The sequence below is a fragment of the Pseudidiomarina sp. genome (genome assembly GCF_033722695.1).
GTDB lineage: Bacteria > Pseudomonadota > Gammaproteobacteria > Enterobacterales > Alteromonadaceae > Pseudidiomarina.
In genome coordinates, this window is sequence record NZ_JAWVYM010000007.1 from 20,274 (window position 1) to 44,881 (window position 24,608).

Annotated in this window: 30 protein-coding genes; 16 read left to right on the forward strand and 14 right to left on the reverse strand. The window is 52.2% G+C overall.

Annotated features, from left to right (window positions below; all coding sequences use genetic code 11):
* Window positions 1–7 precede the first annotated feature (7 nt).
* Both R3196_RS04405 and R3196_RS04410 read right to left on the reverse strand, forming a co-directional pair.
* Window positions 8–943, reverse strand: a complete 936-nt coding sequence (locus R3196_RS04405) for a hypothetical protein (RefSeq protein WP_318935441.1) — start codon at window positions 941–943, stop codon at window positions 8–10.
* The gene (locus R3196_RS04410) at window positions 930–1,274 is read right to left on the reverse strand and encodes a PadR family transcriptional regulator (protein ID WP_318935442.1); all 345 of its coding nucleotides are present in this window, start codon (window positions 1,272–1,274) and stop codon (window positions 930–932) included. The genes R3196_RS04405 and R3196_RS04410 overlap by 14 nt, the downstream gene beginning before the upstream one ends.
* A 171-nt stretch (window positions 1,275–1,445) precedes the next feature.
* Between R3196_RS04410 and R3196_RS04415 the strand changes: the two genes are divergently transcribed.
* From R3196_RS04415 to R3196_RS04430, 4 genes are all read left to right on the forward strand, one after another.
* Window positions 1,446–2,393: an MBL fold metallo-hydrolase gene (locus R3196_RS04415; RefSeq protein ID WP_318935443.1), complete on the forward strand. Its 948-nt coding sequence runs from the start codon at window positions 1,446–1,448 to the stop codon at window positions 2,391–2,393.
* A 136-nt stretch (window positions 2,394–2,529) separates the two neighbouring features.
* Window positions 2,530–3,777 (forward strand): acyl-CoA dehydrogenase family protein, encoded by a 1,248-nt coding sequence (locus R3196_RS04420; protein WP_318935444.1) that lies wholly within the window; start codon window positions 2,530–2,532, stop codon window positions 3,775–3,777.
* Window positions 3,774–4,850 carry a phosphotransferase family protein gene (locus R3196_RS04425; protein WP_318935445.1) on the forward strand — a complete coding sequence of 359 codons (1,077 nt, stop codon included), beginning with the start codon at window positions 3,774–3,776 and terminating at the stop codon, window positions 4,848–4,850. The genes R3196_RS04420 and R3196_RS04425 overlap by 4 nt, the downstream gene beginning before the upstream one ends.
* The gene (locus R3196_RS04430) at window positions 4,850–5,614 is read left to right on the forward strand and encodes an SDR family oxidoreductase (RefSeq protein WP_318935446.1); all 765 of its coding nucleotides are present in this window, start codon (window positions 4,850–4,852) and stop codon (window positions 5,612–5,614) included. Before R3196_RS04425 ends, R3196_RS04430 begins: the two co-directional genes overlap by 1 nt.
* Before the next feature lie 8 nt (window positions 5,615–5,622).
* Here R3196_RS04430 and R3196_RS04435 read toward each other — a convergent pair whose 3' ends face one another.
* Both R3196_RS04435 and R3196_RS04440 read right to left on the reverse strand, forming a co-directional pair.
* Window positions 5,623–6,111, reverse strand: a complete 489-nt coding sequence (locus R3196_RS04435; protein ID WP_318935447.1) for a hypothetical protein — start codon at window positions 6,109–6,111, stop codon at window positions 5,623–5,625.
* A complete protein-coding gene (locus R3196_RS04440) occupies window positions 6,108–7,049 on the reverse strand; it encodes a pirin family protein (protein ID WP_318935448.1) in 942 nt (313 codons plus the stop codon). Before R3196_RS04440 ends, R3196_RS04435 begins: the two co-directional genes overlap by 4 nt.
* Window positions 7,050–7,186: 137 nt before the next feature.
* On the opposite strand from R3196_RS04440, the gene R3196_RS04445 reads away from it, so the two are divergent.
* The 7 genes from R3196_RS04445 to glnS all read left to right on the forward strand — a co-directional run bounded on the left by R3196_RS04445 (window position 7,187) and on the right by glnS (window position 12,228).
* Entirely contained in the window at window positions 7,187–7,366 is a 180-nt protein-coding gene (locus tag R3196_RS04445; protein ID WP_318935449.1) for a hypothetical protein, read from the forward strand.
* Window positions 7,356–7,643, forward strand: coding sequence for a hypothetical protein (locus R3196_RS04450; protein ID WP_318935450.1), 288 nt, complete (start codon window positions 7,356–7,358; stop codon window positions 7,641–7,643). The genes R3196_RS04445 and R3196_RS04450 overlap by 11 nt, the downstream gene beginning before the upstream one ends.
* Window positions 7,644–7,671: 28 nt before the next feature.
* Window positions 7,672–8,076 carry a hypothetical protein gene (locus R3196_RS04455; protein ID WP_318935451.1) on the forward strand — a complete coding sequence of 135 codons (405 nt, stop codon included), beginning with the start codon at window positions 7,672–7,674 and terminating at the stop codon, window positions 8,074–8,076.
* A gap of 10 nt (window positions 8,077–8,086) precedes the next feature.
* Entirely contained in the window at window positions 8,087–8,863 is a 777-nt protein-coding gene (locus tag R3196_RS04460; RefSeq protein WP_318935452.1) for a 5-oxoprolinase subunit PxpA, read from the forward strand.
* Entirely contained in the window at window positions 8,860–9,540 is a 681-nt protein-coding gene (locus R3196_RS04465; protein WP_318935453.1) for an allophanate hydrolase subunit 1, read from the forward strand. Before R3196_RS04460 ends, R3196_RS04465 begins: the two co-directional genes overlap by 4 nt.
* Window positions 9,537–10,490, forward strand: a complete 954-nt coding sequence (locus tag R3196_RS04470; protein WP_318935454.1) for a biotin-dependent carboxyltransferase family protein — start codon at window positions 9,537–9,539, stop codon at window positions 10,488–10,490. The genes R3196_RS04465 and R3196_RS04470 overlap by 4 nt, the downstream gene beginning before the upstream one ends.
* A gap of 76 nt (window positions 10,491–10,566) precedes the next feature.
* Window positions 10,567–12,228 carry a glutamine--tRNA ligase gene (gene glnS / locus R3196_RS04475; RefSeq protein ID WP_318935455.1) on the forward strand — a complete coding sequence of 554 codons (1,662 nt, stop codon included), beginning with the start codon at window positions 10,567–10,569 and terminating at the stop codon, window positions 12,226–12,228.
* A 21-nt stretch (window positions 12,229–12,249) separates the two neighbouring features.
* Here the strand turns inward: glnS and R3196_RS04480 are convergent, their stop codons facing one another.
* The 5 genes from R3196_RS04480 to R3196_RS04500 form a co-directional block, all read right to left on the reverse strand.
* Window positions 12,250–13,533, reverse strand: coding sequence for a DEAD/DEAH box helicase (locus R3196_RS04480; RefSeq protein ID WP_318935456.1), 1,284 nt, complete (start codon window positions 13,531–13,533; stop codon window positions 12,250–12,252).
* 122 nt (window positions 13,534–13,655) lie between these two features.
* A complete protein-coding gene (gene fur / locus R3196_RS04485) occupies window positions 13,656–14,102 on the reverse strand; it encodes a ferric iron uptake transcriptional regulator (protein ID WP_318935457.1) in 447 nt (148 codons plus the stop codon).
* An 80-nt stretch (window positions 14,103–14,182) separates the two neighbouring features.
* Window positions 14,183–14,707 carry a flavodoxin FldA gene (gene fldA / locus R3196_RS04490; RefSeq protein ID WP_318935458.1) on the reverse strand — a complete coding sequence of 175 codons (525 nt, stop codon included), beginning with the start codon at window positions 14,705–14,707 and terminating at the stop codon, window positions 14,183–14,185.
* A 29-nt stretch (window positions 14,708–14,736) separates the two neighbouring features.
* On the reverse strand, window positions 14,737–14,952 hold the full coding sequence (locus R3196_RS04495) for a DUF2788 domain-containing protein (RefSeq protein WP_318935459.1): 216 nt from the start codon (window positions 14,950–14,952) through the stop codon (window positions 14,737–14,739).
* Window positions 14,953–14,996: 44 nt separating this feature from the next.
* The gene (locus R3196_RS04500; protein ID WP_318935460.1) at window positions 14,997–15,782 is read right to left on the reverse strand and encodes an alpha/beta fold hydrolase; all 786 of its coding nucleotides are present in this window, start codon (window positions 15,780–15,782) and stop codon (window positions 14,997–14,999) included.
* 81 nt (window positions 15,783–15,863) lie between these two features.
* Here R3196_RS04500 and R3196_RS04505 point away from each other — a divergent pair, with 81 nt between their 5' ends.
* Window positions 15,864–16,385 (forward strand): replication initiation regulator SeqA, encoded by a 522-nt coding sequence (locus R3196_RS04505; RefSeq protein WP_318935461.1) that lies wholly within the window; start codon window positions 15,864–15,866, stop codon window positions 16,383–16,385.
* On the forward strand, window positions 16,385–18,025 hold the full coding sequence (gene pgm / locus R3196_RS04510; protein ID WP_318935462.1) for a phosphoglucomutase (alpha-D-glucose-1,6-bisphosphate-dependent): 1,641 nt from the start codon (window positions 16,385–16,387) through the stop codon (window positions 18,023–18,025). Before R3196_RS04505 ends, pgm begins: the two co-directional genes overlap by 1 nt.
* 19 nt (window positions 18,026–18,044) lie before the next feature.
* On the opposite strand, the gene R3196_RS04515 is transcribed toward pgm, so the two are convergent.
* Window positions 18,045–19,340, reverse strand: coding sequence for an MFS transporter (locus tag R3196_RS04515; protein WP_318935463.1), 1,296 nt, complete (start codon window positions 19,338–19,340; stop codon window positions 18,045–18,047).
* A gap of 149 nt (window positions 19,341–19,489) precedes the next feature.
* On the opposite strand from R3196_RS04515, the gene R3196_RS04520 reads away from it, so the two are divergent.
* Together R3196_RS04520 and hda are read left to right on the forward strand one after the other, a co-directional pair.
* Complete coding sequence (locus R3196_RS04520) at window positions 19,490–20,560, forward strand: DUF2066 domain-containing protein (protein WP_318935464.1); 1,071 nt, start codon at window positions 19,490–19,492, stop codon at window positions 20,558–20,560.
* Complete coding sequence (hda, locus tag R3196_RS04525; RefSeq protein WP_318935465.1) at window positions 20,557–21,234, forward strand: DnaA regulatory inactivator Hda; 678 nt, start codon at window positions 20,557–20,559, stop codon at window positions 21,232–21,234. Before R3196_RS04520 ends, hda begins: the two co-directional genes overlap by 4 nt.
* Here hda and R3196_RS04530 read toward each other — a convergent pair.
* From R3196_RS04530 to arsC, 3 genes are read right to left on the reverse strand one after another with little or no spacing between them, the layout of a single operon-like run.
* Entirely contained in the window at window positions 21,231–21,587 is a 357-nt protein-coding gene (locus R3196_RS04530; RefSeq protein ID WP_413242897.1) for a DUF2069 domain-containing protein, read from the reverse strand. The genes hda and R3196_RS04530 overlap by 4 nt on opposite strands.
* 38 nt (window positions 21,588–21,625) lie before the next feature.
* Window positions 21,626–22,201 carry an NAD(P)H:quinone oxidoreductase gene (gene wrbA / locus R3196_RS04535; RefSeq protein ID WP_318935467.1) on the reverse strand — a complete coding sequence of 192 codons (576 nt, stop codon included), beginning with the start codon at window positions 22,199–22,201 and terminating at the stop codon, window positions 21,626–21,628.
* Window positions 22,198–22,551, reverse strand: a complete 354-nt coding sequence (gene arsC / locus R3196_RS04540; protein ID WP_318935468.1) for an arsenate reductase (glutaredoxin) — start codon at window positions 22,549–22,551, stop codon at window positions 22,198–22,200. Before arsC ends, wrbA begins: the two co-directional genes overlap by 4 nt.
* Window positions 22,552–22,597: 46 nt before the next feature.
* On the opposite strand from arsC, the gene R3196_RS04545 reads away from it, so the two are divergent.
* On the forward strand, window positions 22,598–23,062 hold the full coding sequence (locus R3196_RS04545) for a TlpA disulfide reductase family protein (RefSeq protein ID WP_318935469.1): 465 nt from the start codon (window positions 22,598–22,600) through the stop codon (window positions 23,060–23,062).
* Here the strand turns inward: R3196_RS04545 and R3196_RS04550 are convergent, their stop codons facing one another.
* Window positions 23,063–24,499, reverse strand: coding sequence for a M48 family metalloprotease (locus R3196_RS04550; RefSeq protein ID WP_318935470.1), 1,437 nt, complete (start codon window positions 24,497–24,499; stop codon window positions 23,063–23,065). It lies immediately after the preceding gene.
* Window positions 24,500–24,608 lie beyond the last annotated feature (109 nt).

Sequence of the window (24,608 nt, forward strand, 5' to 3'; positions counted from 1 at the left end):
TCCTGCTTTATGTTGATTGCCGCAGCAGCCAAAGGCGGCGGCCGTCACGAACTATTTTCACCAGATAAATAACCGCTACCAGCGCAAGCAGGCCGCGGATAAGCTGGTTAATCCAATCCGGCGAAAGCCAAAGTGTTGCCTGGCTACCGAAAATTATAAATTCCGACAGACTTGCCAGGTAGCCGAAAACCACAACGTAAATAGCACTTATAAACAGATTGATCCTGAGTAGCCGGGCAGTCCAATAGGGCGTACGCAATAACCAGATCTGTTTGGCAATAGCTACCACCACCAGAACGCTCAGACCAATACGCCAGTCGGCCAGTGCCGGGGCAATCATCACTGAGTCGTTGTAAGCACTAAGTACTTCAGGCCCCCAGACGTTGTACCAGAGCAACAGCAGGATAAAGATCCCTTCGGCAATATCACTGACGATATCTGACAAACTAATACGCTGCCATGGCCGGCCAGCTTCAGGAAGACTTTGTGGATCCCATTGATCTTGCGGTTGGGGGCGAAGATTAAGCGCCCAGAAAATGAGCGTTACCACGGCGAACCCAAACAAGCCTAAATCAATAAACCGAACTATAAACTGGCTGATAAACTGCGAGAGATGAAAGCTCTCGCTGGCGATTACGGTGAAGTAACTCTTAATCAGGGTCAGCCCAAAAGCGATGGCAATGACGTACCGTAATACCAGCATATATTTAGGCATCTGTTCCGGTTTCACTGGCTGCGGACGGGGAGCATAACGTTGGGCGACCTGCTCGGGTGAGCCAAACCGCCGTAGCAGCCCGGCAACTTCTTGTTCAGTTGGCTGGCCATCGCTTAAGGCATCAACTTCGTTTTCAAGATGATCCCGCAGGTCATCAGCAACACTCTGTTGTTGTGCCGCTGGTGTGTACTGCTGTACAGCAAAGATATATCGATCAATGAGATTCATGTGACGTCTCCATTAAAGCCTGAAGGGTAGTATTGAGTTGTTGCCACTCGGTTATCAGTAGTTGCAGCACCGACCGGCCTTCATCAGAGAGCTGGTAGTAGCGACGCTTGCGCTGCTCTGCCTGCTGCCACTCACTTTCCAGCAGACCTTGTTCCGCCAGGCGGCGAATCAGCGGGTACAGGGTACCTTCATCAATATCAAGGCCTGCTTCATTGAGTTGTTTGCGAAGCGAGTAACCGTAGTGCGGCTGTTGCAGCGACTGCAGCACCGCCAGCACCAGAATTCCCCGTCGCAACTCCAGTTTGATTTTGTCGAACTTATCGTTAGCCATACGCCACCTGTTGAAATTCGTATTACCTACTGTGTAGCACACAGTAATTGCATACTATGCGCCACACAGCATCTAAGTCAAGGTTAATGTTTGAACAGAAGCTTTTTTATTGATTTGGGTAAGGCCTCAGCTAGTATTAACAGCAGTTAGTTGCAGAAGACGGAGGTTCAGATGAACAAGGCAATGACAGTTATGCTGACGGTAGGCCTGATGTTTGCCGGCACTGCACTGCAGGCAGCACCGGAAGATAGCAGCCAGGCTCCTGGCTATTACCGCATGCCCCTTGGCGACTTTATAATCACGGCGCTTTCTGACGGCACCGTGGATCTCCCGATGCACGATTTATTGCATCTGGATGCTGCTGAGGTTCAGCAGCGCCTGGCGAAAGACTACCTTGAGAGCCCACTGGAAACCTCGCTAAATGGCTTTCTGGTAGACACCGGCGACCAGCTGGTACTGGTCGATACGGGCGCTGGCAGTATGTTTGGCCCGACCCTGGGTAAATTACCAGAGAACCTGCAGGCAGCGGGTTACCAGACGGATGATATCGATGTGATCCTGATCACTCATATGCACCCTGATCATGTCGGCGGACTGGTGCAGGAGGGAGAGCGGCTTTATCCGAATGCCAAAGTTTATGTACACACAGATGACGCCAGTTTCTGGTTAGATAAGGCGCATCTTGAAGCCGCTCCCGAAGGTCAGAAAGACTTTTTTCGCGGTGCCATGACCGCACTGAAACCCTATCAGGAGAGTGGCCAGCTGAACACCTTCACCGGCGTGACTGAAATCCTACCCGGCGTTGTCGCGCATCCGACGGTTGGTCATACCCCGGGGCATAGCGGTTATCATGTCACTAACGCTGAACAGACGATGGTGTTCTGGGGCGATGTGATCCATGTCGCGGCCATTCAGTTTGCTGATCCGGGGGTAACTATCGACTTCGATACTGACAGTGCGGTTGCTGAAAAGGTTCGCAAAGGGGTATTCAGTTCGGTTGCCAGTGAAGGTTACTGGGCCGCCGGAGCGCACGTATCCTTTCCCGGCATCGGTCACTTAGCCACGCAGGATAAAGGCTACCGCTGGATACCGGCGAATTATACAACCCAGCTTGACTAAGCAAACCCACCATAGTGATAAATTTTAAGGATAAAGCAGCCGGTTTCTGGTTAACCGGCGACTTTAATTGGTTTACAATCATTTAAACAAGCGTTTGAACTTGTGCAACAGAGCAGTCTTATCAGGAAGGTAGCTAATGGATTTTACACCCAGCCCCAGAACTCTCGATTATCGGAAACGACTCATTGCTTTTATGCGGGAGCATATTGAGCCAGCCGAAGCCAACTATCAGAAAGAAAACCGGCGGTTGAACCCAGACGGTAACTGGCGTGAGTGGCAGGTGCCGCCAATGGTCAGCGAACTCAAAGAGAAAGCGAAAGCCGCTGGCCTGTGGAATTTATTCTTACCCGATGAAAAGCTCGGCGCCGGTCTGACCACACTCGAATATGCGCCACTGGCAGAGGTGATGGGGCACAGCCTGTTAGCGCCTGAAGTATTCAACTGCAACGCGCCGGACACAGGTAATATGGAAGTGCTTTACCATTTTGGTACCAGCGAGCAGCAGGAGCAATGGCTAAAGCCACTGCTAAAGGGTGAGATCCGCTCGGTGTTTTGTATGACAGAGCCTGATGTGGCTTCTTCCGATGCGACCAACATGCAAGCTAGCATTGTGGCTGACGGTGACGAGGTGGTCATTCGCGGCCGTAAATGGTGGTCAACCGGATTAGGGCATCCTGATGCGCGTTTTGCCATTGTTATGGGCCTAACGGATGCCGGCGCGGCTAAGCACCAGCGTCATAGCATGGTGCTGGTACCGCTGGATGCAGAGGGGGTAGTCATTGAACGGATGCTACCAGCTTTTGGTGAATACGATGCCCCTTATGGCCATGGTGAAGTGCTATTTGACAATGTACGGGTGCCGAAAACCAATTTGATTGGCGGGCTGGGCGATGGTTTTAAAATTGCTCAGGGACGTTTAGGGCCAGGCCGTATCCATCACTGCATGCGGGCGCTGGGCGCTGCCGAAAAAGCCCTGCAGCTGTTTATGCAGCGGGGTCAGGATCGCGTCGCGTTTGGCAAACCGCTGTTGCAGCTAGGCGGCAATATGGAGCGGGTGGCTGATATGCGTATTGCGATCGACCAGGCGCGTTTGCTGACCTTTTTTGCCGCCTGGAAGATTGATCAGGTCGGAGCCATGAAAGCCCTGAGCGAAATCTCAGCGATTAAAGTCGCGGCACCTAATGTGCTGCAGAAAGTTGTGGACGAAACGATTCAGCTCTATGGCGGTGCCGGCATGAGCCATGATGTACCGCTAACAGCCCTTTATGCCATGGCACGGGCGCTGCGCATCGCTGATGGTCCCGATGCGGTGCACCGGGCTACCATCGCCAAAGTTGAGCTGGCCAAGTACCGCGATCATCCTAACGTGCGGGATCCGGCATGAGTACTGCGACTAAACTGGAAGACAAAGCCGGCGAAGTACGCGCCGGCGAACAGTTGCCCGAGGCAGACCTCAGTACCTGGTTACGTGAACAGCTGCCGTATCTGGAAGGCGCTATGAAGGTCACTCAGTATGCCGGTGGCGCTTCCAACTGGACTTACCGGCTTGAGTTTGACAACGCGGACTTAATATTGCGACGGCCACCGGCGGGTACTAAGGCAAAGTCAGCGCACGACATGGGCCGTGAATTCCGGCTACAGCAGGCACTTAAGCCGGTTTATCCCTATGTACCACAAATGCACCTTTATACTGATGATGAAAGCATTATCGGCGCCGAGTTCTATATCATGGATCGAGTCGCCGGGATAATTCCACGAAAAAATATGCCCCGTGGCCTGCAGCTAAGCGAAGGTGAGACTCGTGAACTCTGTAAAAACGCGCTTGATTGCCTGATTGAGTTGCATCAGGTTGATATCGATGCCGCTAATCTGACCGGGCTGGCAAAAGGCGAAGGCTATACCGAACGCCAGGTCACCGGCTGGAGCGAGCGCTACCGCAGGGCGAAGACCTGGAATGTGCCTTCCGGGAAAGGGATTATCAGCTGGCTGCAGGATAATATGCCAGCCAGCGAGACCATTTGTATGACCCATAACGATTTTCGCTTTGATAATCTGGTGTTGGATCCGGATCAGCCGACCCGGATTATTGGTGTGCTGGACTGGGAACTGGCTACCCTGGGTAATCCGCTTATGGATCTAGGTAACAGCCTTGCTTACTGGATTCAGGCTGATGATGATCGCATCGCCCAGTCGACACGTCGCCAGCCAACCCACTTAAAGGGCATGTTAACGCGAGCCGAGGTTATTGATTACTACTGCGAGAAAATGCAGGTTAATGTCACCGATTTTAAATTTTATGAGGTCTTCGGGCTATTTCGTCTGAGCGTTATCGCCCAGCAGATTTACTATCGCTATCATCACAAGCAGACCCGTAATCCAGCTTTTAAAAACTTCTGGTTTTTGGTGAATTACCTGCACTGGCGGGCCCGGAAGTTAATTAAACAGGAACATACTTAATGCCAAACAACATTCGAAAAACAATACTCATAACAGGCGCAAGTTCCGGACTCGGTGAGGGAATGGCGCGGCAGTTTGCAGCAAAAGGCCGAAACCTGGCGCTGTGCGCCCGCAGAACCGAGCGGCTCGAGACCTTAAAGACTGAACTTGAATCGACTTACCCTAATTGTAAAGTCAGTGTGCGGGCGCTGGATGTTAATGACCATGCCCGGGTATTTGAGGTCTTTAAGGAATTTAAAGCTGAATTTGGCCTGATTGACCGCATTATTGTGAATGCCGGTATGGGTAAGGGCGCCTCGCTGGGCACCGGTTATTTCCATGCTAATGTGCAGACTGCGCAGACCAACTTTGTCGCGGCGCTGGCGCAATGTGAAGCCGCCCTGGAGATTTTCCGGGAACAGAATGCTGGCCACCTGGTAACCATCAGTTCCATCAGTGCCTTACGCGGCATGCCGCGCGCGATGACTGTTTATGCTGCCACCAAGGCAGGTCTGTTATCGCTGACAGAAGGCATTCGGGCCGATTTGATTCGTTCCGGGTCGCCTATTAAGACCAGTGCCATATTACCGGGCTTCATTCGCTCTGAAATAAACGAGAAAGTGAAGAATACGCCCTTTATGGTGGACACCGAAACGGGCTGTAAGGCCTTAGTTAAAGCTATCGAAAAAGAGCCGGTAAAGGCTTATGTGCCGGGTTGGCCATGGGCGCTAATTGGTTTTCTGATGAAACGCTTGCCACTGAAAATGGTCATGAAACTGGGCTAACCGCAGCGCTAGGGCATCGGACAGATATCCTGGCGCTCAGTGTTAACTGATATAGTTCCAGGCAGCCCCTGTTGGTCATAATAAATGACCGAATTGTGGGCGACGTTCAGGTCGCCACGGCTTTGGCTGTGGTATACCTGCAGCGACTTATCCTGACGCCAGGCAAGGCTCATGCAAGCGGTGGCGGCATCGTTACTGGCCGCGGTAAGAATACGCTGCCATTCTCGCGTATAAGGCTCATATAGCCACACTTCATAGCCTTGCCAGTTGCCTTCTTCGCCACGCTGACATTGATACAAATGTGCTTCCGCCGCGCCATCAGCTGCAAGCAGGATCTGCAGTGACTGACATTGCGCGACCGTTGGTGGATCAGGTTCGTACACCGTCCATTTATAAATAAGCACAGAGGTGAAGAGCAACGCCAGGGTTATTCCCGCGGCAATGAACCAGAGCCCCACGCGACGGCTAAATTCTCTGAGCGTAAATAGCAAACTCATATTGGCATCTCCGGCGCCATCAGGCGGTCACCCTGATAGCCTTTGACCTCACCAAAACGCGAATCACCAGCGTTCCATTGTTGTTGAGCATGTTGGATACGATCAGCATTGCTGCTGACGAAGTTCCACCACATTTTAATTGGTTGATCAAAGGCTTCGCCGCCGAGCATTATCAAGGTGGTGTCAGCCCCCATCTCAAGTTCAAGGTGGCTGCGGTTACTGCCGAGGTTGATTAATACGTGCTTGCGCACCGTCTGCCCCTCAATGTCGATGCGGCCCTCACAAACGTAGATGCCATATTCGAACTCGGTTTCCAGATTTAAGCTGATGACAGTCGATAATGGGCTCTGCAGAATCATGGCGACGCCAGGATGAAAACTGACTGCGGGCGACTCGTGGGTCGACTTTTTGCCCGCGTAGACCCCGCTTATTAAGGTTGCCAGGCAGTTACCTATACTAAATTGTGGAACCTGTTGATAATGATCAAAACGGGGCTTGGTTTGCTCATGGGCGGGCGGTAAGGCGGCCCAGAGTTGCAGTCCATGCAGAGGATCGCGTAGCTGTTCGTCGGCAATCTCCGCATGGCTGATTCCGCTGCCGGCAGTCATCAGGTTAAGCTCGCCGCGGCGCAATGACTGCTCGTAGCCCAGACTGTCTTTATGGAGCAGCTGGCCAGAAAATAACCAGGTAATAGTCTGCAGACCTATATGGGGGTGAGGAGGCACATCAAACTGACGGTAATCAGCCGGTGCTACCGGGCCAAAATGATCAAGAAAGCACCAGGGCCCAATCATCTTTAGCTGGCGCTGCGGCATAACGCGCTGCACTTTCAGTTTTGGTGTCAACTGGCGTGGTGAAGCCGGAAACAAGGTGGCATCGCGTTGCAGGTACTCTGACTCACACGTCTGCAATTCGTTGTCTTGTCTGGTTCGGGTCATGCGCCGGCTCTCCGCTACAGATAAATCAATGCAAATGAGTATGCCACCGCTTAGTATAATAGTCGAATAAGCACGGTAGGCACTTTTCTAAAGCGCGCGGATTGGTTATGGTAAGTTAAGCAACCAGGGAGGTTATAATGTTAATTGCTTCGTTAGTCATAATTATTGGCTTCGTGGCTCTGTTAAGCGGAGCCTGGGAGCAGAACATGGTAACTATTTTTACAGGTATAGTATTAGTAATTGCCGGTTGGATTAGTTTCTATCTGAGCTGGCGTAAAGCCGCTAAAGAAGGACGCATAAACAAAGATGAACAGTAGCATAATAAAGCGTATTTCCGCACTCGCCGTTATTATTGTCGGCCTGTTGCTTGGCGTACTGACACCGGCTGGAGGCAACTCAACGAGCTGGAAATTTTTTGGTGTGGCCCTGATTATTTTTGGGGTGATCTGGTTATTCAACCAACGTCGTCCGCCACGCCGTATTAAAGGTGAAGCTGAACCTTATGAAGCGCCGGTAATGAAATGGTATCAGTCAGCGATTCTCTGGGTACCGGTGCTCATTGTCGTGCTCTTCTTATTGTCACTACTGTATTAATCAATCTAATAGCATAGGAATAGTGCGCATGTCGTTAACCAAACGTCTGGTGATTCTGGCGGGCCTGGTCGGATTGTTGTTTTATAACGCGACTGAAGCGCAACTCTGGGCTGCGATAGTCAATTACCAGTTAAGCTGGTATAAACTGGGTACTCCGTTAGCCTGGGGCGTTATTCTGGGTGCGCTGGTGAGCTTAGTCGGGTTACGCTCGTTTGAGCGCTGGCTGGAGCCTGTTACCTTTATCGCACTATCGCTGTTAACCCTGGGGCTGACCGGCAGTGCTGCAGTATTTGCTGCGCACCAGATCGCCGGTTTGATGTTACCGCCAATGCAACTCGCTGCCACAGGCCTGGGCATTTATCTGTTCGGGTACAGTTATGCGCGATTTAATGCGGCCAGCGCCAGAAAAAACCACAGCAAACGCGAAGATTAGGTTGTAAAACATGCTGCTCAACTGTGACATGGGCGAACGTTGCGAGGCCTGGCCAGTCGGCGATGACGCGGCGGTGATGCCTTATATTGACATGGCTAGTATTGCCTGCGGCTTTCATGCTGGCGAACCAGCCATCATGCAAGCCACAATTTGCCTGGCAAAATCCCGCCAGGTGCAGATTGGAGCCCACCCCGGATATCCTGACCTCGCTCATTTCGGACGCCGCTCAATGCAATTCAGTGCCAGTGACCTGCGCGCCATTCTGCTTTACCAGATCGGCGCGCTTGATGCGCTATGCCGCGCCAATGGCGTGGTACTGCGTTATGTTAAGCCTCATGGCGCCTTATACAACGATAAGCAAAAGCAGCCTGAACTTTTTGAGACCATAGTCAGGACTATTGCCGAGATGAATCGGCACCGCGAACCGGCCTTGCAGCTGGTGACTTTAGCTAAAGTGGATAATCGCTGGCAGGAAGACATAGCGGCTAAGTTTGAGGTGCAGTTATTACGCGAGGTTTTCGCTGATCGCCGCTATGACCCCGATGGCAGCCTGCGCTCACGCGAGCATGCTGATGCGGTACTCACCAAGCGTGCGGATATTTTGCAGCAGGCAGTAAGCTTTGCCCGGGGCGAGCCGATAACCGCAAGTGATGGCAGTAAGCTAACCCTGGCGGCGGACACGCTTTGTGTTCACGGCGATAACCCGGAATCCATCGCCACCGTTGCCGCCATCCGTGATGCTTTGCAAGGCACAACCAAGCAAGCCGATGGTAAGCCAGCGCTATGAGCAGCCTGAATAATAGTGATGAAGTGCGCATCGTCAGCGCGGCAGTTGATGCGGTAATGGTCGAATTTGATGCGGTCATTTGCCCGCGGGTAAACCGGCAGGTGCACGCTCTGAAGGCCTGGCTTGGGCAAAACCAAGAGGGTGCTATTGCGGAGCTGGTACCGGCATATCGAACCCTGATGGTGTATTACGATATTGCGCTATCGAGCGAGGCCGCGGTGCGTCAGTTGATTAACGAAGGGCTGCAGCAACTGCAGGGCGAGCCTGAGGCCATCGCCGATGCCGGCGCAGTCGTATCGGTCGAAGTTTGTTACGATCCTCAGGTCGCTTTAGACATAGAAGCGGTGGCGGACTTATCGGGTTGCAGTATTGACGAGGTCATCCGCCTGCATACTACTCCGGATTATCTGGTCTATGCGCTGGGATTTGCACCAGGCTTTGCTTACATGGGGGATGTGCCGGAACGCCTGCGATTACCCCGTTTAGATACCCCGCGGCAGAAAGTCCCTGCTGGTAGTGTCGCCATCGCGAATCAACAGACCGCCATCTATCCGCGTCAGTCGCCGGGGGGCTGGCGGATTATCGGTCGGGTACGGAAGCTTCCTCAGTTACAGCCGGGCGATCAGGTTAAGTTTGTTGCTATTTCGCTTGCGGAGTTTAATCGGGAACCGAAATGAAGCCATTACTGGAAGTTGAACAACCGGGTTTGTTGGCGAGTCTGCAGGATTTTGGCCGCTACGGTTATCTGGCGCAGGGCATAACTACCGGCGGGCCAGTAGATGAGCACGCGTTCTTATGGGCTAACCGTCTGCTCAGTAATCATTATAATGCCGCACAAATCGAAATCACCCTGGGAGGCTTTAAAGCCCGGTTAAAACAAACTACACAATGGGTTACTACCGGTGCCCAGGTTGAAGTGCTGGTCAATGGCAAGGTGCAGCCGAACTGGCAGGTATTTACCGGTAATATCGGCGATCAGCTCCAGATCAATCCGCCACAGCATGGCTTACGGGCTTATCTAGCCGTAGCTGGTGGGTTTGCTGCGCCGCTGACGATGGGCAGCGTGGCAACGGTGCAGCGTGACGGTTTAGGTGGTTTGCGCGGTGATGGGGCGCCGCTGAGGGCAGGTGATCTGTTGTCTGGCCCAGCTGTGCCCGCCAGTAATCAAGCTCTACCGCGGCGCCCACAGAGTCGCTTTGTCAGCGATCCTGGCGTAGCCAGTTTGCAGCTTGAAGTGATACCGGTAGCACAGGCAGAACAGTTTACCGCAGCGGCCCGGGACGCCTTCAGTACGCAGCAATTTGAAATGACGACCGCCCAGGATCGCATGGGCGCACGACTAAAAGCGTCAGCCCCGGTGCGCTGGCAAGGTCCACAGCTTATTTCTGAGCCGTTACCCGTGGGCGCGATTCAGATCCCACCGGACGGGCAACCGATCATCATGCTGAACGATCGGCAGACTCTTGGCGGCTATCCTAAAATTGGTCAGCTAAGCTGGCGCTCCCGCGCTATGCTGGCCCAAGCAACCGCCGGCACAAAACTCCAATTTCGCTGGATTGATCTGACTGAAGCGCAGCGTCAGCAACGCAGTGCTTATTGCTTTTTTAACGTACTCACCAGTCGTTAACAACCCTTGCCAGTGGCGGCGGAAACTGCGATCATAACGGCCATTTTTCAGGTGAAACACCGGAGACCTTGCACCCATGGCAGCAGAAGCGCCCCGTAGTAATTTTATCCGCCAACTCATTGATAAAGATCTGGCCAGCGGTAAGCATGATCAAGTGCATACGCGTTTTCCGCCTGAGCCCAATGGCTATTTGCATATCGGGCACGCTAAATCGATCGTGTTGAACTTTGGCATTGCCCAGGACTACCAGGGAACCTGTAATCTGCGTTTTGATGACACCAACCCGCTTAAAGAAAAGGTTGATTACATCAACTCGATTCAGGAAGACGTGCGCTGGATGGGTTATGAGTGGGAAGGTAAGCCACGCTATTCATCTGACTACTTTGACAAACTCTATGGCTTCGCGGTGGAACTGATTGAAAAAGGTCTGGCCTACGTCGATTTTTCGACCCAGGAACAGATGCGCGAAATGCGGGGCACCCTGAAAGAGCCGGGCGTGAACAGCCCGTACCGCGATACATCAGTGGCTGAGAATTTGAAACACTTCGAAGATATGCGAGACGGGAAGTATCAGGAAGGTGAGGCCAGCCTGCGGGCGAAGATTGATATGGCATCGTCGTTTATGGTGCTGCGTGATCCGGTTATCTACCGGGTCCGTTTTGCGCATCACCACCAGACCGGCGATAAGTGGTGCGTGTATCCGATGTATGACTTTACACACTGTATCTCGGATGCGCTCGAAGGTATCACCCACTCACTTTGTACGCTGGAGTTTCAGGACAACCGTCGCTTGTACGACTGGGTGCTGGAGAATATTTCAGTGGATTGCCATCCGCAACAGATAGAGTTTTCACGCCTGAATCTGCAGTACACCGTGATGAGTAAGCGTAAGCTGAACGAACTGGTTGAAGAAGGGCGGGTGAGCGGCTGGGATGACCCGCGTATGCCAACCATCGCTGGCTTACGTCGGCGCGGCTATACCCCGAATTCAATTCGAGAGTTCTGTCATCGCATTGGCGTGACCAAAATGGATAACCAGGTCGAGATGAGCATGCTCGAGTCCTGTATCCGCGATGAATTAAACGTGCACGCGCCGCGGGCACTGGCCGTTATTAATCCGGTTAAACTGGTTATCGAGAACTACCCGGATGACAGCAGCGAAGAATTACAGGCACCGAATCATCCGAACGATGACGCTATGGGTACCCGCCCAGTGCCCTTTAGCCGCGAAATTTTTATTGAAGCGGATGATTTCCGCGAAGAAGCCAATAAGAAATTTAAACGACTGGTATTAGGCAAGGAAGTTCGTCTGCGCAATGCGTACGTAATTAAAGCAGAGCGGGTTGAGAAAGACGATGCGGGGCTGGTGCGTACTATTTACTGTACCTATGACCCTGACACCCTGGGCCAGGACCCGGCCGACGGCCGTAAAGTGAAGGGCGTAATTCACTGGGTGTCTGCCTGCCATGCGCTGCCAGCAGAGTTCCGGTTATATGATCGCTTATTCCAGGTGCCTAATCCGGCCGCTGAACAGGACTTTTTCAGTACCCTGAACCCGTCATCATTGCTGGTGCATCAGGGCTTTGTTGAACCAAGCCTGCAGGCAGCTAAGCCGGACGAGGCTTATCAGTTTGAGCGGATTGGATATTTCTGCGCGGATAGCAAAGATAGTTCAGCCGATAAGCTGGTATTCAATCAGACTGTGGGACTGCGCGATACCTGGACTGACGAGGCCTGATAGCCCCGTCAGTCGGTTCTATTAGCGGTTGCGGCCGGAGCTCTGGCCTCGACCGCCATCACGTCCACGCTGGCTATTGTCGCGTCCGCGACCTCCGCTACCACGGTTACCATCTCGTCCACCGCCACGATTCTGTTGTTGCTTGGCTGGTGCCGGGCGCCCCCGTACTAAATCCACCGGGATGAAGCCTTCAGCTTCAAGCCGTTCGATTTTCTGATCAATGAGCTTTTCAATGCCCCGTAGCTGTTTAACTTCTTCCGGACTCACCAGCGATAACGCATGGCCACTGGCACCAGCACGGGCGGTGCGACCAATGCGGTGTACGTAGTCTTCGGAAACGTTCGGCAAATCGTAATTAACGACCAGGGGTAACAGATCAATATCGATGCCGCGGGCAGCGATATCCGTTGCGACCAGCACATTAACCCGGCCCTTTTTAAAGTCATCAAGGGCTTTGGTACGGGCGCCCTGACTCTTATTGCCGTGAATGGCTGCGGCCAGGAAGCTATTGGCTTCCAGCTGTCGCACCAGCCGGTTGGCGCCATGCTTAGTGCGGGTAAATACCAGTACCTGTGGGGTACCGCGAGCCCGAAGTAGCTGGCACAGCAGGGCCGTTTTCTGCGACTGTTCCACACCATAAAGAGATTGCTCAACGCGCTCCGCAGTAGTGTTTGGTGGTGCTACGGATACTTCTACCGGGTTATTAACCAGGCCCTTAGCCAGGGCTCTGATGTCGTCAGAGAAGGTCGCCGAGAACAGTAAGTTCTGCCGCTGTGCCGGTAATAACTTAAGGATGCGCTTGATATCGTGGATAAAGCCCATATCGAGCATCCGGTCAGCTTCATCCAGCACCAGTATTTCAAGCTCTTTAAATTTAACCGCGTTTTGCTGGTAAAGATCCAGCAAGCGACCCGGGGTCGCAATCAGAATGTCTACACCCTTACGGAGTTTCATCATTTGCGGGTTAATACCAACGCCGCCGAAAACCACCGCTGACGATAGTTTAATATCGCGGCCATAAGTGGCGACGCTCTCAGCAACCTGAGCAGCGAGCTCACGGGTTGGAGTAAGAATAAGGGCGCGAACGTGATTCGGACTGGCGCGCTGGCCTTCTTTCATCAGCTCAAGCATTGGCAGCGTAAAACCAGCTGTTTTACCGGTGCCGGTTTGGGCTGCGGCCATGACATCGCGGCCCGCTAAAACGGCTGGAATGGCTTGCTGCTGAATCGGAGTAGGAGTGCTGTAACCTTGTTCTGCAAGTACAGCAAGTACGGGCTTTGATAAACCTAAATCGTTAAAACTCATGTATTGGGGGTATCTCTTGTTTGTGCGGATAAGGCAGCACAGGCAGGGATGTGCCTATGCTGCGAAAAAGGTGGTTAATATCGGGTAAGCATACAGGAGTTCTCTAACCGGAGCAAAAAGCCTTACTCTTGTTCGGCCTGATTGTGCTCGCAATGATCGGCTTTCTGGCACTCGCCATAAAGATATAAGCTGTGGTTGGTGAGCTTGATATCATTGGCTTCGGCGATCTGAACCTGACGATCCTCAATGACATTGTCTTCAAATTCAAATACATGCCCACAAGTCAGGCAGACCAGGTGATCGTGATGCTCTTTATTGCTGAGTTCGAAGACCGAGCGGCCTCCTTCGAAATGGTGACGGCTAACGATGCCGGCATCATCAAACTGGTTTAATACCCGATAAACAGTCGCTAAGCCAATTTCTTCATTTTTTTCCAGCAGGATCTTATACACATCTTCAGCGCTGACATGTTGATTGGCAGGATTCTTCAGTATCTCCAGGATTTTAACTCGCGGAGAGGTGACTTTCAGGCCTGCTTTTTTTAGTTGTAGCTCGTCTTTGCTGCTCATTATACTGTCGCCGCTTTTATTAAAATAGTCAGGTTACCGCGCCATTATAGACACATCACTGAAAGCTTTGGAATGCTTTATTAACTTAGCTGATCCAATGCCAGTTCGTCACGTAGTTGAGCGCACCAGCCCTGCACACGCTCTTTGGTTAATTCAGGCTGGCGATCTTCATCAATACCTAAGCCGACAAAGTGATCATCGTCCACTAAAGCGCGGGAGGCATCAAAATCATAGCCTGCGGTTGGCCAGTGGCCTACGATAATGCCGCCACGGGCTTCAACGATGTCGCGCACGGTGCCCATGGCATCAAGGAAATACTCGGAATAGTCTTCCTGGTCGCCACAACCAAAAATGGCAACCAGCTTATTGTTGAAATCAATCTCTTCAAGATCCGGAAAAAAATCGTCCCAGTCACACTGAGCTTCGCCGTAATACCATGTCGGAATACCAAACATCAGTAAATCGTAGGATGCGATGTCTTCTTTGCTCGATTTGGCAATGTCAAAAACATCGATGAGCTGTTTGCCCAGTTCTTTCTGGATCATTTGTGCAACAGCTTCTGTGTTGCCGGTGTCACTACCAAAGAAAATACCAACACTTGCCATAACGTCGTTACTACCTGCCTGATGAAAGTTTAAAGACCTGGTTCCAGAAATGCCTGAATAATGCCTTTGGCAATGAATCCTACGCAACCAAGAAATAATACCAGCCATACAAACCAACGGCCAAATTTCGGGACATTGCCAGTTTTTAATACATCGTGAATCGCTAATCCGATCAGGATGAACAGAATCGCTATGGCGAAATTGGTGCCCAGCGTTTCAATTAACTCAAAATGTTCTGACAGCATTACAGACCTCTGTATTTAGGCGCGAAGTATAACATGCGCACTGCTCAGGTGCGAGAATGTTGCTCCAGAAAGCTGCGGGCTGTACGGTTAAAAATGCGTGGTTTTTCAGCGTGAAGCCAGTGTCCCGCACCTTCGATAACTTTAAGATCCACGTTACTGAAGCGTGCGCGGACAGCATCTTCATATTCTGTCGTTAAATAATCCGATTCGCCGCCTTTTATAAACAATACCGGGCCGTCATAAGTGCCTTCGCGGACCGCGTCCGAGAGTTCTCCGTAACAGGCATCAATTACCGGCAAATTTAATCGCCATTCGTAGCTGTTGTCTTCGCGCCGCTCCAGATTCTTCAGCAAAAACTGACGTACGTTATGGCCGTCGATATGTTTAGCTAGAAGCTGATCCGCGTCTTTACGGCTACTGACTTTGCTTAAATCGAGATCTTCCAGGGCATCAAGAATATTCCGGTGCCTGGTGTCGTAGGCCACCGGAGCGATATCTGCCACGATCAGGCTGGTGACTCGATCTGGGTTAGCCAGAGCAAATTCCATGGCAAGCTTGCCACCCATCGAATGACCGACAATATGAACCTGTTCAAGTTCAAGATGTTCCAGAACCCGCGCCACATCGTCTGCCATATCTGCATAATTCATGGTATCAGCGTGAAAGGAGTCGCCATGATTGCGGACATCAACCATGATAACCTGAAAGTCCTGCTGCAGATCGCGGCCGAGGCCCTTGAGGTTATCTAGATCGCCGAACAGGCCATGTATTAGCACGACGGGTTCGCCGCTGCCGGCTGTTTCATAATTCAGAAGCTGTGCTTTGCTCATATTGATTTCCTGTACCCGCAAGTGTGCTTGGGTATAATAGCTGAAATGGGCTAGGCCATAAACCAGAAGAAGTGTAGGGTAATGAGCAAACGCATTGAAATTGATGACGAGTTATACCGTTTTATCGCAGGACATACCCAGCATATCGGCGAAAGTGCTTCGTCAATTTTACGTCGGTTGCTGAACCTGGAAACTGCCGATGAGCCACCGCGCTCAGAGCCTCTTGTTGCGGTAACTGTTGCCGCAACGGCCAGCGAGCGGGGCAGCCGCAGTATCTTTGATAACATGACCCGCGCCGATCTGGCCGGTCAGCGCAGCGCTGTTGCCCGCTTTCTTTATATTCTGGGGATGTTGTATCACTGTCATGGTGACGATTTCGCACGGGTGTTTAAAATCAGTGGTCGTGATCGGCAGTATTTTGCTGCTAGTGTTGCTGAGCTCGAGGCCCATGGTTCCAGTACCAACCCGAAACAGATTCCGGGTTCGCCATATTTTGTCGTGACCAATAATAATACCACCCGTAAAAAATCAATACTCACTCAGGTAGCGCAAGAACTTGGTTACACTGAGGCAGAAGCTGAAAAGATAAGGGACTTTCTCTGATGGCATTACATGAACGGGCCGGGCAGCCGGCGCAAGCGCAGGATCTAACCAACATCGCCCAGTTGATCAGCGCTTATTTTGTCAACGAAGTGGATCCACGCAATCCCGCCGAACAAGTTAAGTTCGGCACCTCAGGGCACCGCGGCTCGGCCTTACAAAACTCCTTTAATGAAGCCCATATTCTGGCGATGAGTCAGGCACTGGTTGCGTACCGCGAAGAGCAGCACATTACCGGGCCGTTGCTGCTCGGCAAGGATACTCATGCGCTTTCGGAAGCGGCTTTTATGACTGCGCTGGAAGTTTTTATCGGTAATGATATTGAAGTGCATATCCAGTCTGAGGACGGTTATACGCCAACCCCGGTGATCAGTCACGCTATTTTACGTTACAACCGAGGTCGTAGCAGCGACCTGTGTGACGGCGTGGTGATTACGCCATCACATAATCCTCCGGCTGACGGGGGGTTTAAATACAATCCACCTCATGGCGGGCCAGCCGATACGGATGCGACCAAGGTTATTGAAAAGTATGCTAATGCCCTACTAACGTCCGAACTGGCAGGCGTGCAGGCGGTGTCCTATGGCGAAGCCCGCGGTAGTAAACTGTGCCGCGAAGTGGATTGGCGTCAGGCCTATATCGACAGCCTGGCTGAAGTCATCGACATGGAGAGTATCGCTAAGGCAGATATTCGCATTGGTGTTGACGCACTCGGCGGTGCCGGTGCCAGCTATTGGGATATTATCGCTCGCCAATATGATTTGAATATTGAGGTGCATCATCAGGAAGTTGATGCGAGCTTTCGGTTTATGACATTGGATAAAGATGGAAAAATCCGTATGGATTGTTCCTCTCCTTATGCGATGGCGTCGCTTCTCAAGCTTAAAGAGCACTATGCGGTGGCCGTTGGCAATGATCCTGACTATGACCGCCATGGCATCGTCACACCCACCCATGGGTTACTGAATCCGAACCACTATCTGGCGGTGGCGATCGATTATTTATGCCGTCATCGAGACTGGCATAACGATCTTGCGATCGGCAAGACGCTGGTTTCCAGCGCCATGATAGACCGGGTAGTGACGGCAAATAACCGCAAATTGCGTGAAATGCCGGTTGGTTTTAAATGGTTCGCGCAGGAACTGCATCAGGGCATTACTGCTTTTGCAGGCGAAGAAAGCGCCGGCGCGACCTTTCTGGATCGCCAGGGGCAGCCCTGGTCAACGGATAAAGATGGGATCATTCTGGCGTTACTGGCGGCTGAGATCTGCGCGACCACGGGCAAAAACCCTGGCGAATATTACGACGAACTTTGCCGTCAGCACGGGACTTCGTATTACCAACGGGTTGATGTACCGAGCTCAGCTGAGCTTAACGCTGCCTTTGGCTCAATCCGAGCCTATAAACTGAAGCTGGAATCGCTGGCAGGTGATGAAGTGACAGCAGTAATGACCAAGGCCCCGGCCAACGATGCGCTCATCGGGGGAGTAAAAGTGACAACCGCGAATGGTTGGTTTGCCGCCCGGCCGTCGGGCACTGAGCCGGTCTATAAAATTTACTCTGAGAGCTTTGTCAGCGCTGAACATTTGCAGCAACTGGCCGCCGAAGCCGAACAGTTGGTCAATCAGTGGTTGCAGGGCTAGCCTGCAACCGGGCACCGGATCAGGTTTTATCCTGAGTGTCCGTTGCCGTTTCTGCATCCTGGCTGGCGAGTTCGTCAATATATTCCTGTTCCGCCGAGAGGGTGGTCAGCAACTCCTCTGAAGTCTGTGACGGCCCGAGCATGGCAAAGCTTGAGTGTGCCTGATCTTCGGGCTTGGCTCTGCGGGTAATGCGGAATAACGAATAGCCGCAGACGATCATCGTTAGCAGCATAATGAGCAGGAAGAAATAATGAACGGCACCGAATTGCATTAGCGCTGCTACCGCCGGCGCACCAATAATTGAGCCGATGCCGCCAACCTTAATAATGGCACCAGTGGCACCCACCATCTGGTCTTTTTCCAGGAAGTCATTGGTGTGCGCCATGCCCAGTGAATAAAGCGGCAATGCCGCGGCGCCAAAGAGCGCGACACAGACATAAATAAGCCAGACTACCGACGGCCCTAGCTGCGATAAAATCAGCGCCATAAGGGCTGCGGAGCCGGCGCAGGCAGCCATAATCATTCGCCGATCATAACGATCCGACAGCAATCCTACGGGTGCCTGAGCAAGCATGCCGCCCAAAATAAACGACGCCATAAAAATAACGACCTGCATGACACTTAGCCCGATATAAGTGGCATACATAGGTCCAATGGCGTAAAACATGGCATAACAAGCCTGCATGATAAAGGCGTTTACTATACCCAGCGGCACCAGTTTCAGCAGGCTCAGGATGGGTACCTTGCGGGTCTCATGGGTGGTGGGCTCTACAGTAACGCTAATTAAAATGGGGATCAGCGCCAGATTGAGCAGCAGGGCCGCGATGCCAAAAGCAATAAAGCCTGATGGGTCGGCAACGCCGAGAACGAGCTGGCCAGCCACCAGGCCACCATAAATAAGTACCAGATAAACTGAGAGCAAGGTTCCGCGATTTTTGTTATCGGCCATAGTATTTAGCCAGCTCTCGACGATCACGAAAATGCCCGAGATAGCGAAGCCGGTTAAGAACCGCATAACAAACCAGACAGTCGGGTCGACCCAGATTGCCTGCATCAGAATAGAAACGGCGGCTAAGGCTGTTAGTCCGCCAAAAGCGCGAATGTAACCGACTCGTTTAATGTCCTTAGGGGCACGGGTGGTGCCAAACAGAAAGCCGATAAAATAGGCCGACATAATGACACCCGTGGTCAGGGTGCCGAAATCTTCAATCGTTGCTCTCAGACTCAGCAGGGTACTGGTCATGCCGACGCAGATACCAATTAGCGTAATGCTGCTTAAGAGTGAACTGATAGCGCGGAGTTGTTGCTTGAGCATGCCTGATGGGTCCTTGGTCTGATTCTGCTGAAAAGTTTAGCACGTTAGCCCACGTGCCGAAACGGTATGGGCAGATTCGTGCCGTATCTGGCTTGCCCCGGGGGAGACGGGTGTTTATTATGTTGCTAACGATAAAAATTGGGGTTTATATGCGTTTTGTTCTTTTATGTTGTGGTTGGCTTACGCTTGCCCTGATAGCAAGCCCGGCCCATGCTGCCGTCGAGCTTCAACAACTCTACCAAAGCAGCGTAGCTGTTAGCTCTCAGGCTGCCAATGAACGGAACCAAGCCTTGCAGGCAGCCTTGCGGCAGGCGCTGCTGAAGATCTCCGGCGATGATTCGCTATTTGAACAACCATCTGTACAGCAGGCCCTTCGCAGCGTTCGTGATTATGTCGTGCAGTACGGGTACCGCCAGGAAGATGAACTGCTGTTGTGGGCCCAGTTCGACCGGGAAAAAGTGAACCAGCTGATTCAGCAAGCGGGCTCCGGGATATGGAGCAATCTGCGACCCGAAATATTGATTTGGTTAGCGATAGAAGACGAGTCACTGCAACGTCAATTGATCGCCAGCGGTGATGAGACCGTTTTCGTCCAACAGCTTAGGAATGCTGCCGCCAGCCGCGGACTGCCGATTAAACTGCCATTACTGGACCTTAACGACAACATGAGCATATCGGTTTTGGATGTGTGGGGGCGATTTGAACATCAGTTAGAGTTTGCCAGTATCCGTTATAGCCCTGATGGCATGGTTATAGCACGGGTATTTCAGGCCGACTCGGCAGTGACCACGGACCGTTGGATGCTGGACTGGACGTTGCAGCTGGGCGAGTTGCGCTGGCGCGGCGAAGTGACCGGCATGGACCGTAGTGGCCTTGGCGCTAAGCTTATTGCCGACTTAAGTACCCGTTTGGCCAAGCGCTACCGTATCGGCGCTGAGGTTGAGAAAATCAGTTCCTGGCGTATACAGGTTTATGATCTGGCTGATTTGATTCAGGTGATTCGGGCGGAACAGTTGCTTAGTTCACTACCGTCAGTCAACTCTGTGCAGCTTGTCACCTTCGGCCGAAACAGAGCAGAATTTGAACTCAGCTTAAAGGCTGAGCCGGCGCGAATAATGCAGGCAATCGATCTGAGCAAGCAAATGCGCCCGATCTCCGCGCCTGAAAACAGCACTGCAGAAAAGCATACGCCAAGTTACCGGTGGGTTCAGTCCGAATGAGTTCACCGCAGTTACCGCTGGAGCTTCAGCTGCCAGACGATCAGACCTTTGCTACTTTTGTGGTGGGCGATAACCGCGAAATAGCTAACATCTTGCGGCAAACCCGGCAGCCTTTTGTCTACTTATGGGGTAGCGCCGGTGTGGGTAAAAGCCATTTGCTTTACGCCCTGTGCGCAGCAGAGCAGGGCACCGTCATTTATTTGCCGATGGCGGAACTGGCGGCCATGCAACCCGAGATGCTACGCGGCATTGAAGTTTACGATCTGATTTGTATTGATGATATTGATGCGGTAACCGACAACGAGGCCTGGTGTTTCGAACTCTTTGCGTTATTTAACCGGATTCACGATGCCGGTCGTGGACAGATGATCGTTACCGCTGCAGGTTCGGCGGTCCATATTGATGTCGCGGTGGCCGATTTGAGGTCACGATTGCAATGGGGCGTTTCGTTTCATTTAAAGCCTTTGAGTGATACCGATAAGGCCCGCGCTTTGCAGCGTCGTGCGCGGACTCTTGGATTGGTGCTGCGGGATGATACGGCACAGTTTATGGTGCAGCGACTGGGCCGTGATTTAGGTGAACTGATGCAATGTCTGGCACAACTTGATCGCGCCTCAATTACCGAGCAGCGGCGGTTAACGACGCCGTTTGTAAAACGGATACTGGGTATTTAATCTTTCTTCAGTTTTTTCAGACCTAACCCCAGGGCCCGCCCCTGATTCCGGGCATAGCCGGTACAGCCAATAAAGGCCAGCGTGGTGAGCAGTAGCTCGCCAATTGCCAGGTGCCGTTGTTCAGGCGCAACGTACAGCAAAGTCAGACTATGCAGAAAGTACCACATCAAAATAAAATTGGCCCAGGCATGGGTGTAGGGCTTTCCGCGGATAATTCCCACCAATGGAAACAGCAGCGGCACGACCCACAATAACACACGGAATAGCGGGCTGAGCTCGCTGGTTTGGCTCCACTGAAGCTGCCAGACCAACATCAGGGCCAGCAGGGCCAGGTAGGCCGTTAAAGCAAGCATGCGAAATAACCGGATACCAGAATTCATAAACTGCCTTTTTATGCGTTAGCTGAGCGTAAATGAGTGGCTATTCGCGTAACGCGTTCACCAAGTGTAATTGCCGCATCTTTTTCCGAACGGTTCAGGTTGCTGCCAGCAACGTGATCGACGTGGCTGGCTCCATAAGGGGTGCCGCCGGCATCGGTATTCTGAATTGCCGGCTCGGTGTATGGGATGCCACATAAAACCATTCCCTGATGTAATAAAGGAACAGCCATGGACAATAGGGTTGTTTCCTGGCCTCCGTGCATCGAACTGCTAGAGGTAAAAACCGCGGCCGGCTTATCGACCAGGCTGCCGCGCACCCAGACCGCTGAGGTCGTTTCCCAGAACTTCTGTAAAGCGCTGCTCATATGCCCGAAACGGGTCGGGCTGCCCATGATAAGCCCATCACAATTGCGCAGATCATCTTCACTGACAATCATATCCCGGGCGCTGGCCGGGTCACCTTCAGTTTGTACGGTGCGCATAACAGCCTCGCCGCCCGCACTGGTGATTCCCTGCGCAATGATATCAGCGAGTTTCCGGGTCGCGCCGGTGCGACTGTAATAGAGCACCAGAATACGAGTGCTCACGGCAGAATATCCAGCACAGCTTCAGGCGGGCGACCAAGCCGTGCGCGGTTATTACAAATCACAACAGGCCTTTCGATGAGTTTGGGGTGGGCGGCCATGGCAGCTAATAATTCGTTTTCGTCGGTCACTGATGCCAGATCCATCTCTTTATAAATCGTTTCTTTAGAACGCATCAGTTCGCGCGCTGAAACGAAGCCTAACTGGTGCAGGAGCTCCCTGATGTCCTTAACCGAGGGCGGATTATTCAGGTAATCAATAATCTCTGGCTGAATATCATGTTGTTCAAGTAACTGCAGCGTCTGGCGGCTTTTGGAGCAACGGGGGTTGTGGTAGATTGATACTTCAGACATGCGAATACCTCATTTGAAATTATAAATATAGCTTAAGGGATCCTCTATGCGTTGTCGATTTTTACAGGCGCTCAGCAGCGCGCTGCTGGCAGTTATGATGTTGGGCGGTTGTTCGCCAGCGGCTGATTTTCACACTGATACTCAGGGTCCGATGCGCTGGAATGAACTGCGTGGCAACTACGTGGTGGTAAACTATTTTGCTGAATGGTGTGCGCCCTGTCTGCGGGAGTTACCCGAACTGAATGCCTTTTATGAAGAGGCTGGTGAAAAAATTCAGCTATTTGGTGTTAGTTTTGACGGGCTCAATAACGAGGCACTGGCATCCTTGCGCGAACGGTATGATATTCGTTTTCCGCTGATTCAGAATCAACCGCTGCCCAATCTACCTTTTACTACGCCACAGATGTTGCCTGCGACTTATATCATTACTCCGGAGGGAGAAGTGAAAGGTCCGTTGCTCGGTGAGCAAACCATTGAGTCATTGCATCGGGCAACGGCGCAAAACGGCTAACTACCTGAGCGCTTCCAATTGCCGTTTTTGTTCCATGAGTTGCTCAACCCGAGCCTGCAGACGACGCTGTTCAAGTTCGCTACTGCTTTGTTTATGGGCCCGGTGCAAACTGTTGATTGCTTCATCAAAGTCCCCATAAAGCGCGTATAAGCGTGACTGATATTCAAACATTGAACTGGGGTCACCTTTGCGACGGTAGGCATCTATAAGCAAGTCGATAGCCAGTACATTGTCATCATCCCGTGTCAGATAATCACGCAGCAACCGGGTCGCCAGGTCATATTGGCCTGCTTCGAGCGCTGCATTGGCGAAGTTCAGTGTGATGGTCTGTTCGTTTGGCTCGCGAATATAGGCTTTCTCCAGCATTTTCAGAGCGTCTTCATATCGCTTGAGCGCCAGCAGAATGTCTGTTTGCACATCAAGGTAAAATGCGTTCATAGGATCGCGTTGCAGCAGGGGCTGCAGCGTAGTTAAAGCCTGTTCCGGCTGGCCCTGATCGAGCTGCAGTATTGCCAGACCATACCGCGCTGCCTGTGCGATATTATTATTAGCGTTTGCCATAGCATTAGTCAGTGCGGCTTTGTTCAGTTGCTTGAGGTGGCGGGTTTGCACACGATATTTAGCCAGCCAGTAACGGCTCTGATCACGAACCAATGGTCGTGGCATTTGCTCCGCACGCTGGCGGGTATCGGCAATTCGCGCTTCGCTGACAGGGTGAGTCTGTAACATGGCGGGCACCTTACTGGCATAACGATATTTTTCTGCCATGCGGCCAAAGAAGTCAGGCGCTCCCTGCGGGTCGAAGCCTGCGCGAGCCATCATGTTCAGACCAATGCGATCGGCTTCCTGCTCATACATCCGGGTATAATTGATGCTGGCTTGCTGGACGCCCGCGAGCGCTCCGGACATTGCTGCCATCCCCAGGTCCGGGCTGACCATGGACAGCAATAACGAACCAACCACGGCAGCGATAGTGGCGGGGCCGGCATTCTGCATACTTCCCATATTGCGCACCAGGTGACGCTGAGATACATGGGCGACCTCGTGGGCAACCACAGATGCCAACTCCGACTCAGTTTGGGTTTCTGCTATCAGACCGGTGTTAATGCCAATGTAGCCACCGAAAAATGCGAAGGCGTTAATCTGATCCTGGTTGACCCAGAAAAAAGTGAAAGGAAAACGCACATCATCGGCCTCGCGCACGAGACGGTTGCCCAAGTCTTTCAGGTATTCATTGAGAACGGGATCACCAGCGATGGGCGCAGTCGCTCGCACCTGGCGCATATATAAGTCACCAAAAGTCTGTTCTTTTTCGATGGACATGACACTGGCGCCAGTGGTGCCAATTTCAGGCAACCGGCTCTGCGCGCTGGCGTTGGCGAACATGAAACTAAGCACCGTCGCCGCCAACATTACTGAAATTCTGGGAAATTGCATGATTACTACCATTCTTGGGTACTGCTGACTAGGATAAACAATGTGCTCAAAGGTTCCCCATTATGACCAGTTTAAACTGTAACTAAAAGGCATTCAGGTCTATGATGTC

What these genes read in the sequence shown, in the direction of transcription:
- glnS (WP_318935455.1), top strand. Translation starts at nt 10,567, where the DNA reads ATGGCAGCAGAAGCGCCCCGTAGTAATTTTATCCGCCAACTCATTGAT.
- R3196_RS04445 (WP_318935449.1), top strand. Translation starts at nt 7,187, where the DNA reads ATGTTAATTGCTTCGTTAGTCATAATTATTGGCTTCGTGGCTCTGTTA.
- R3196_RS04435 (WP_318935447.1), bottom strand. Translation starts at nt 6,111, where the DNA reads ATGAGTTTGCTATTTACGCTCAGAGAATTTAGCCGTCGCGTGGGGCTC.
- R3196_RS04470 (WP_318935454.1), top strand. Translation starts at nt 9,537, where the DNA reads ATGAAGCCATTACTGGAAGTTGAACAACCGGGTTTGTTGGCGAGTCTG.
- R3196_RS04520 (WP_318935464.1), top strand. Translation starts at nt 19,490, where the DNA reads ATGCGTTTTGTTCTTTTATGTTGTGGTTGGCTTACGCTTGCCCTGATA.
- R3196_RS04410 (WP_318935442.1), bottom strand. Translation starts at nt 1,274, where the DNA reads ATGGCTAACGATAAGTTCGACAAAATCAAACTGGAGTTGCGACGGGGA.
- R3196_RS04530 (WP_413242897.1), bottom strand. Translation starts at nt 21,587, where the DNA reads ATGCTTGCTTTAACGGCCTACCTGGCCCTGCTGGCCCTGATGTTGGTC.
- pgm (WP_318935462.1), top strand. Translation starts at nt 16,385, where the DNA reads ATGGCATTACATGAACGGGCCGGGCAGCCGGCGCAAGCGCAGGATCTA.
- R3196_RS04440 (WP_318935448.1), bottom strand. Translation starts at nt 7,049, where the DNA reads ATGACCCGAACCAGACAAGACAACGAATTGCAGACGTGTGAGTCAGAG.
- arsC (WP_318935468.1), bottom strand. Translation starts at nt 22,551, where the DNA reads ATGTCTGAAGTATCAATCTACCACAACCCCCGTTGCTCCAAAAGCCGC.
- R3196_RS04425 (WP_318935445.1), top strand. Translation starts at nt 3,774, where the DNA reads ATGAGTACTGCGACTAAACTGGAAGACAAAGCCGGCGAAGTACGCGCC.
- R3196_RS04460 (WP_318935452.1), top strand. Translation starts at nt 8,087, where the DNA reads ATGCTGCTCAACTGTGACATGGGCGAACGTTGCGAGGCCTGGCCAGTC.
- R3196_RS04480 (WP_318935456.1), bottom strand. Translation starts at nt 13,533, where the DNA reads ATGAGTTTTAACGATTTAGGTTTATCAAAGCCCGTACTTGCTGTACTT.
- R3196_RS04515 (WP_318935463.1), bottom strand. Translation starts at nt 19,340, where the DNA reads ATGCTCAAGCAACAACTCCGCGCTATCAGTTCACTCTTAAGCAGCATT.
- fur (WP_318935457.1), bottom strand. Translation starts at nt 14,102, where the DNA reads ATGAGCAGCAAAGACGAGCTACAACTAAAAAAAGCAGGCCTGAAAGTC.
- R3196_RS04430 (WP_318935446.1), top strand. Translation starts at nt 4,850, where the DNA reads ATGCCAAACAACATTCGAAAAACAATACTCATAACAGGCGCAAGTTCC.
- R3196_RS04465 (WP_318935453.1), top strand. Translation starts at nt 8,860, where the DNA reads ATGAGCAGCCTGAATAATAGTGATGAAGTGCGCATCGTCAGCGCGGCA.
- fldA (WP_318935458.1), bottom strand. Translation starts at nt 14,707, where the DNA reads ATGGCAAGTGTTGGTATTTTCTTTGGTAGTGACACCGGCAACACAGAA.
- R3196_RS04495 (WP_318935459.1), bottom strand. Translation starts at nt 14,952, where the DNA reads ATGCTGTCAGAACATTTTGAGTTAATTGAAACGCTGGGCACCAATTTC.
- R3196_RS04420 (WP_318935444.1), top strand. Translation starts at nt 2,530, where the DNA reads ATGGATTTTACACCCAGCCCCAGAACTCTCGATTATCGGAAACGACTC.
- R3196_RS04500 (WP_318935460.1), bottom strand. Translation starts at nt 15,782, where the DNA reads ATGAGCAAAGCACAGCTTCTGAATTATGAAACAGCCGGCAGCGGCGAA.
- R3196_RS04545 (WP_318935469.1), top strand. Translation starts at nt 22,598, where the DNA reads ATGCGTTGTCGATTTTTACAGGCGCTCAGCAGCGCGCTGCTGGCAGTT.
- R3196_RS04505 (WP_318935461.1), top strand. Translation starts at nt 15,864, where the DNA reads ATGAGCAAACGCATTGAAATTGATGACGAGTTATACCGTTTTATCGCA.
- hda (WP_318935465.1), top strand. Translation starts at nt 20,557, where the DNA reads ATGAGTTCACCGCAGTTACCGCTGGAGCTTCAGCTGCCAGACGATCAG.
- R3196_RS04550 (WP_318935470.1), bottom strand. Translation starts at nt 24,499, where the DNA reads ATGCAATTTCCCAGAATTTCAGTAATGTTGGCGGCGACGGTGCTTAGT.
- R3196_RS04455 (WP_318935451.1), top strand. Translation starts at nt 7,672, where the DNA reads ATGTCGTTAACCAAACGTCTGGTGATTCTGGCGGGCCTGGTCGGATTG.
- R3196_RS04415 (WP_318935443.1), top strand. Translation starts at nt 1,446, where the DNA reads ATGAACAAGGCAATGACAGTTATGCTGACGGTAGGCCTGATGTTTGCC.
- R3196_RS04405 (WP_318935441.1), bottom strand. Translation starts at nt 943, where the DNA reads ATGAATCTCATTGATCGATATATCTTTGCTGTACAGCAGTACACACCA.
- R3196_RS04450 (WP_318935450.1), top strand. Translation starts at nt 7,356, where the DNA reads ATGAACAGTAGCATAATAAAGCGTATTTCCGCACTCGCCGTTATTATT.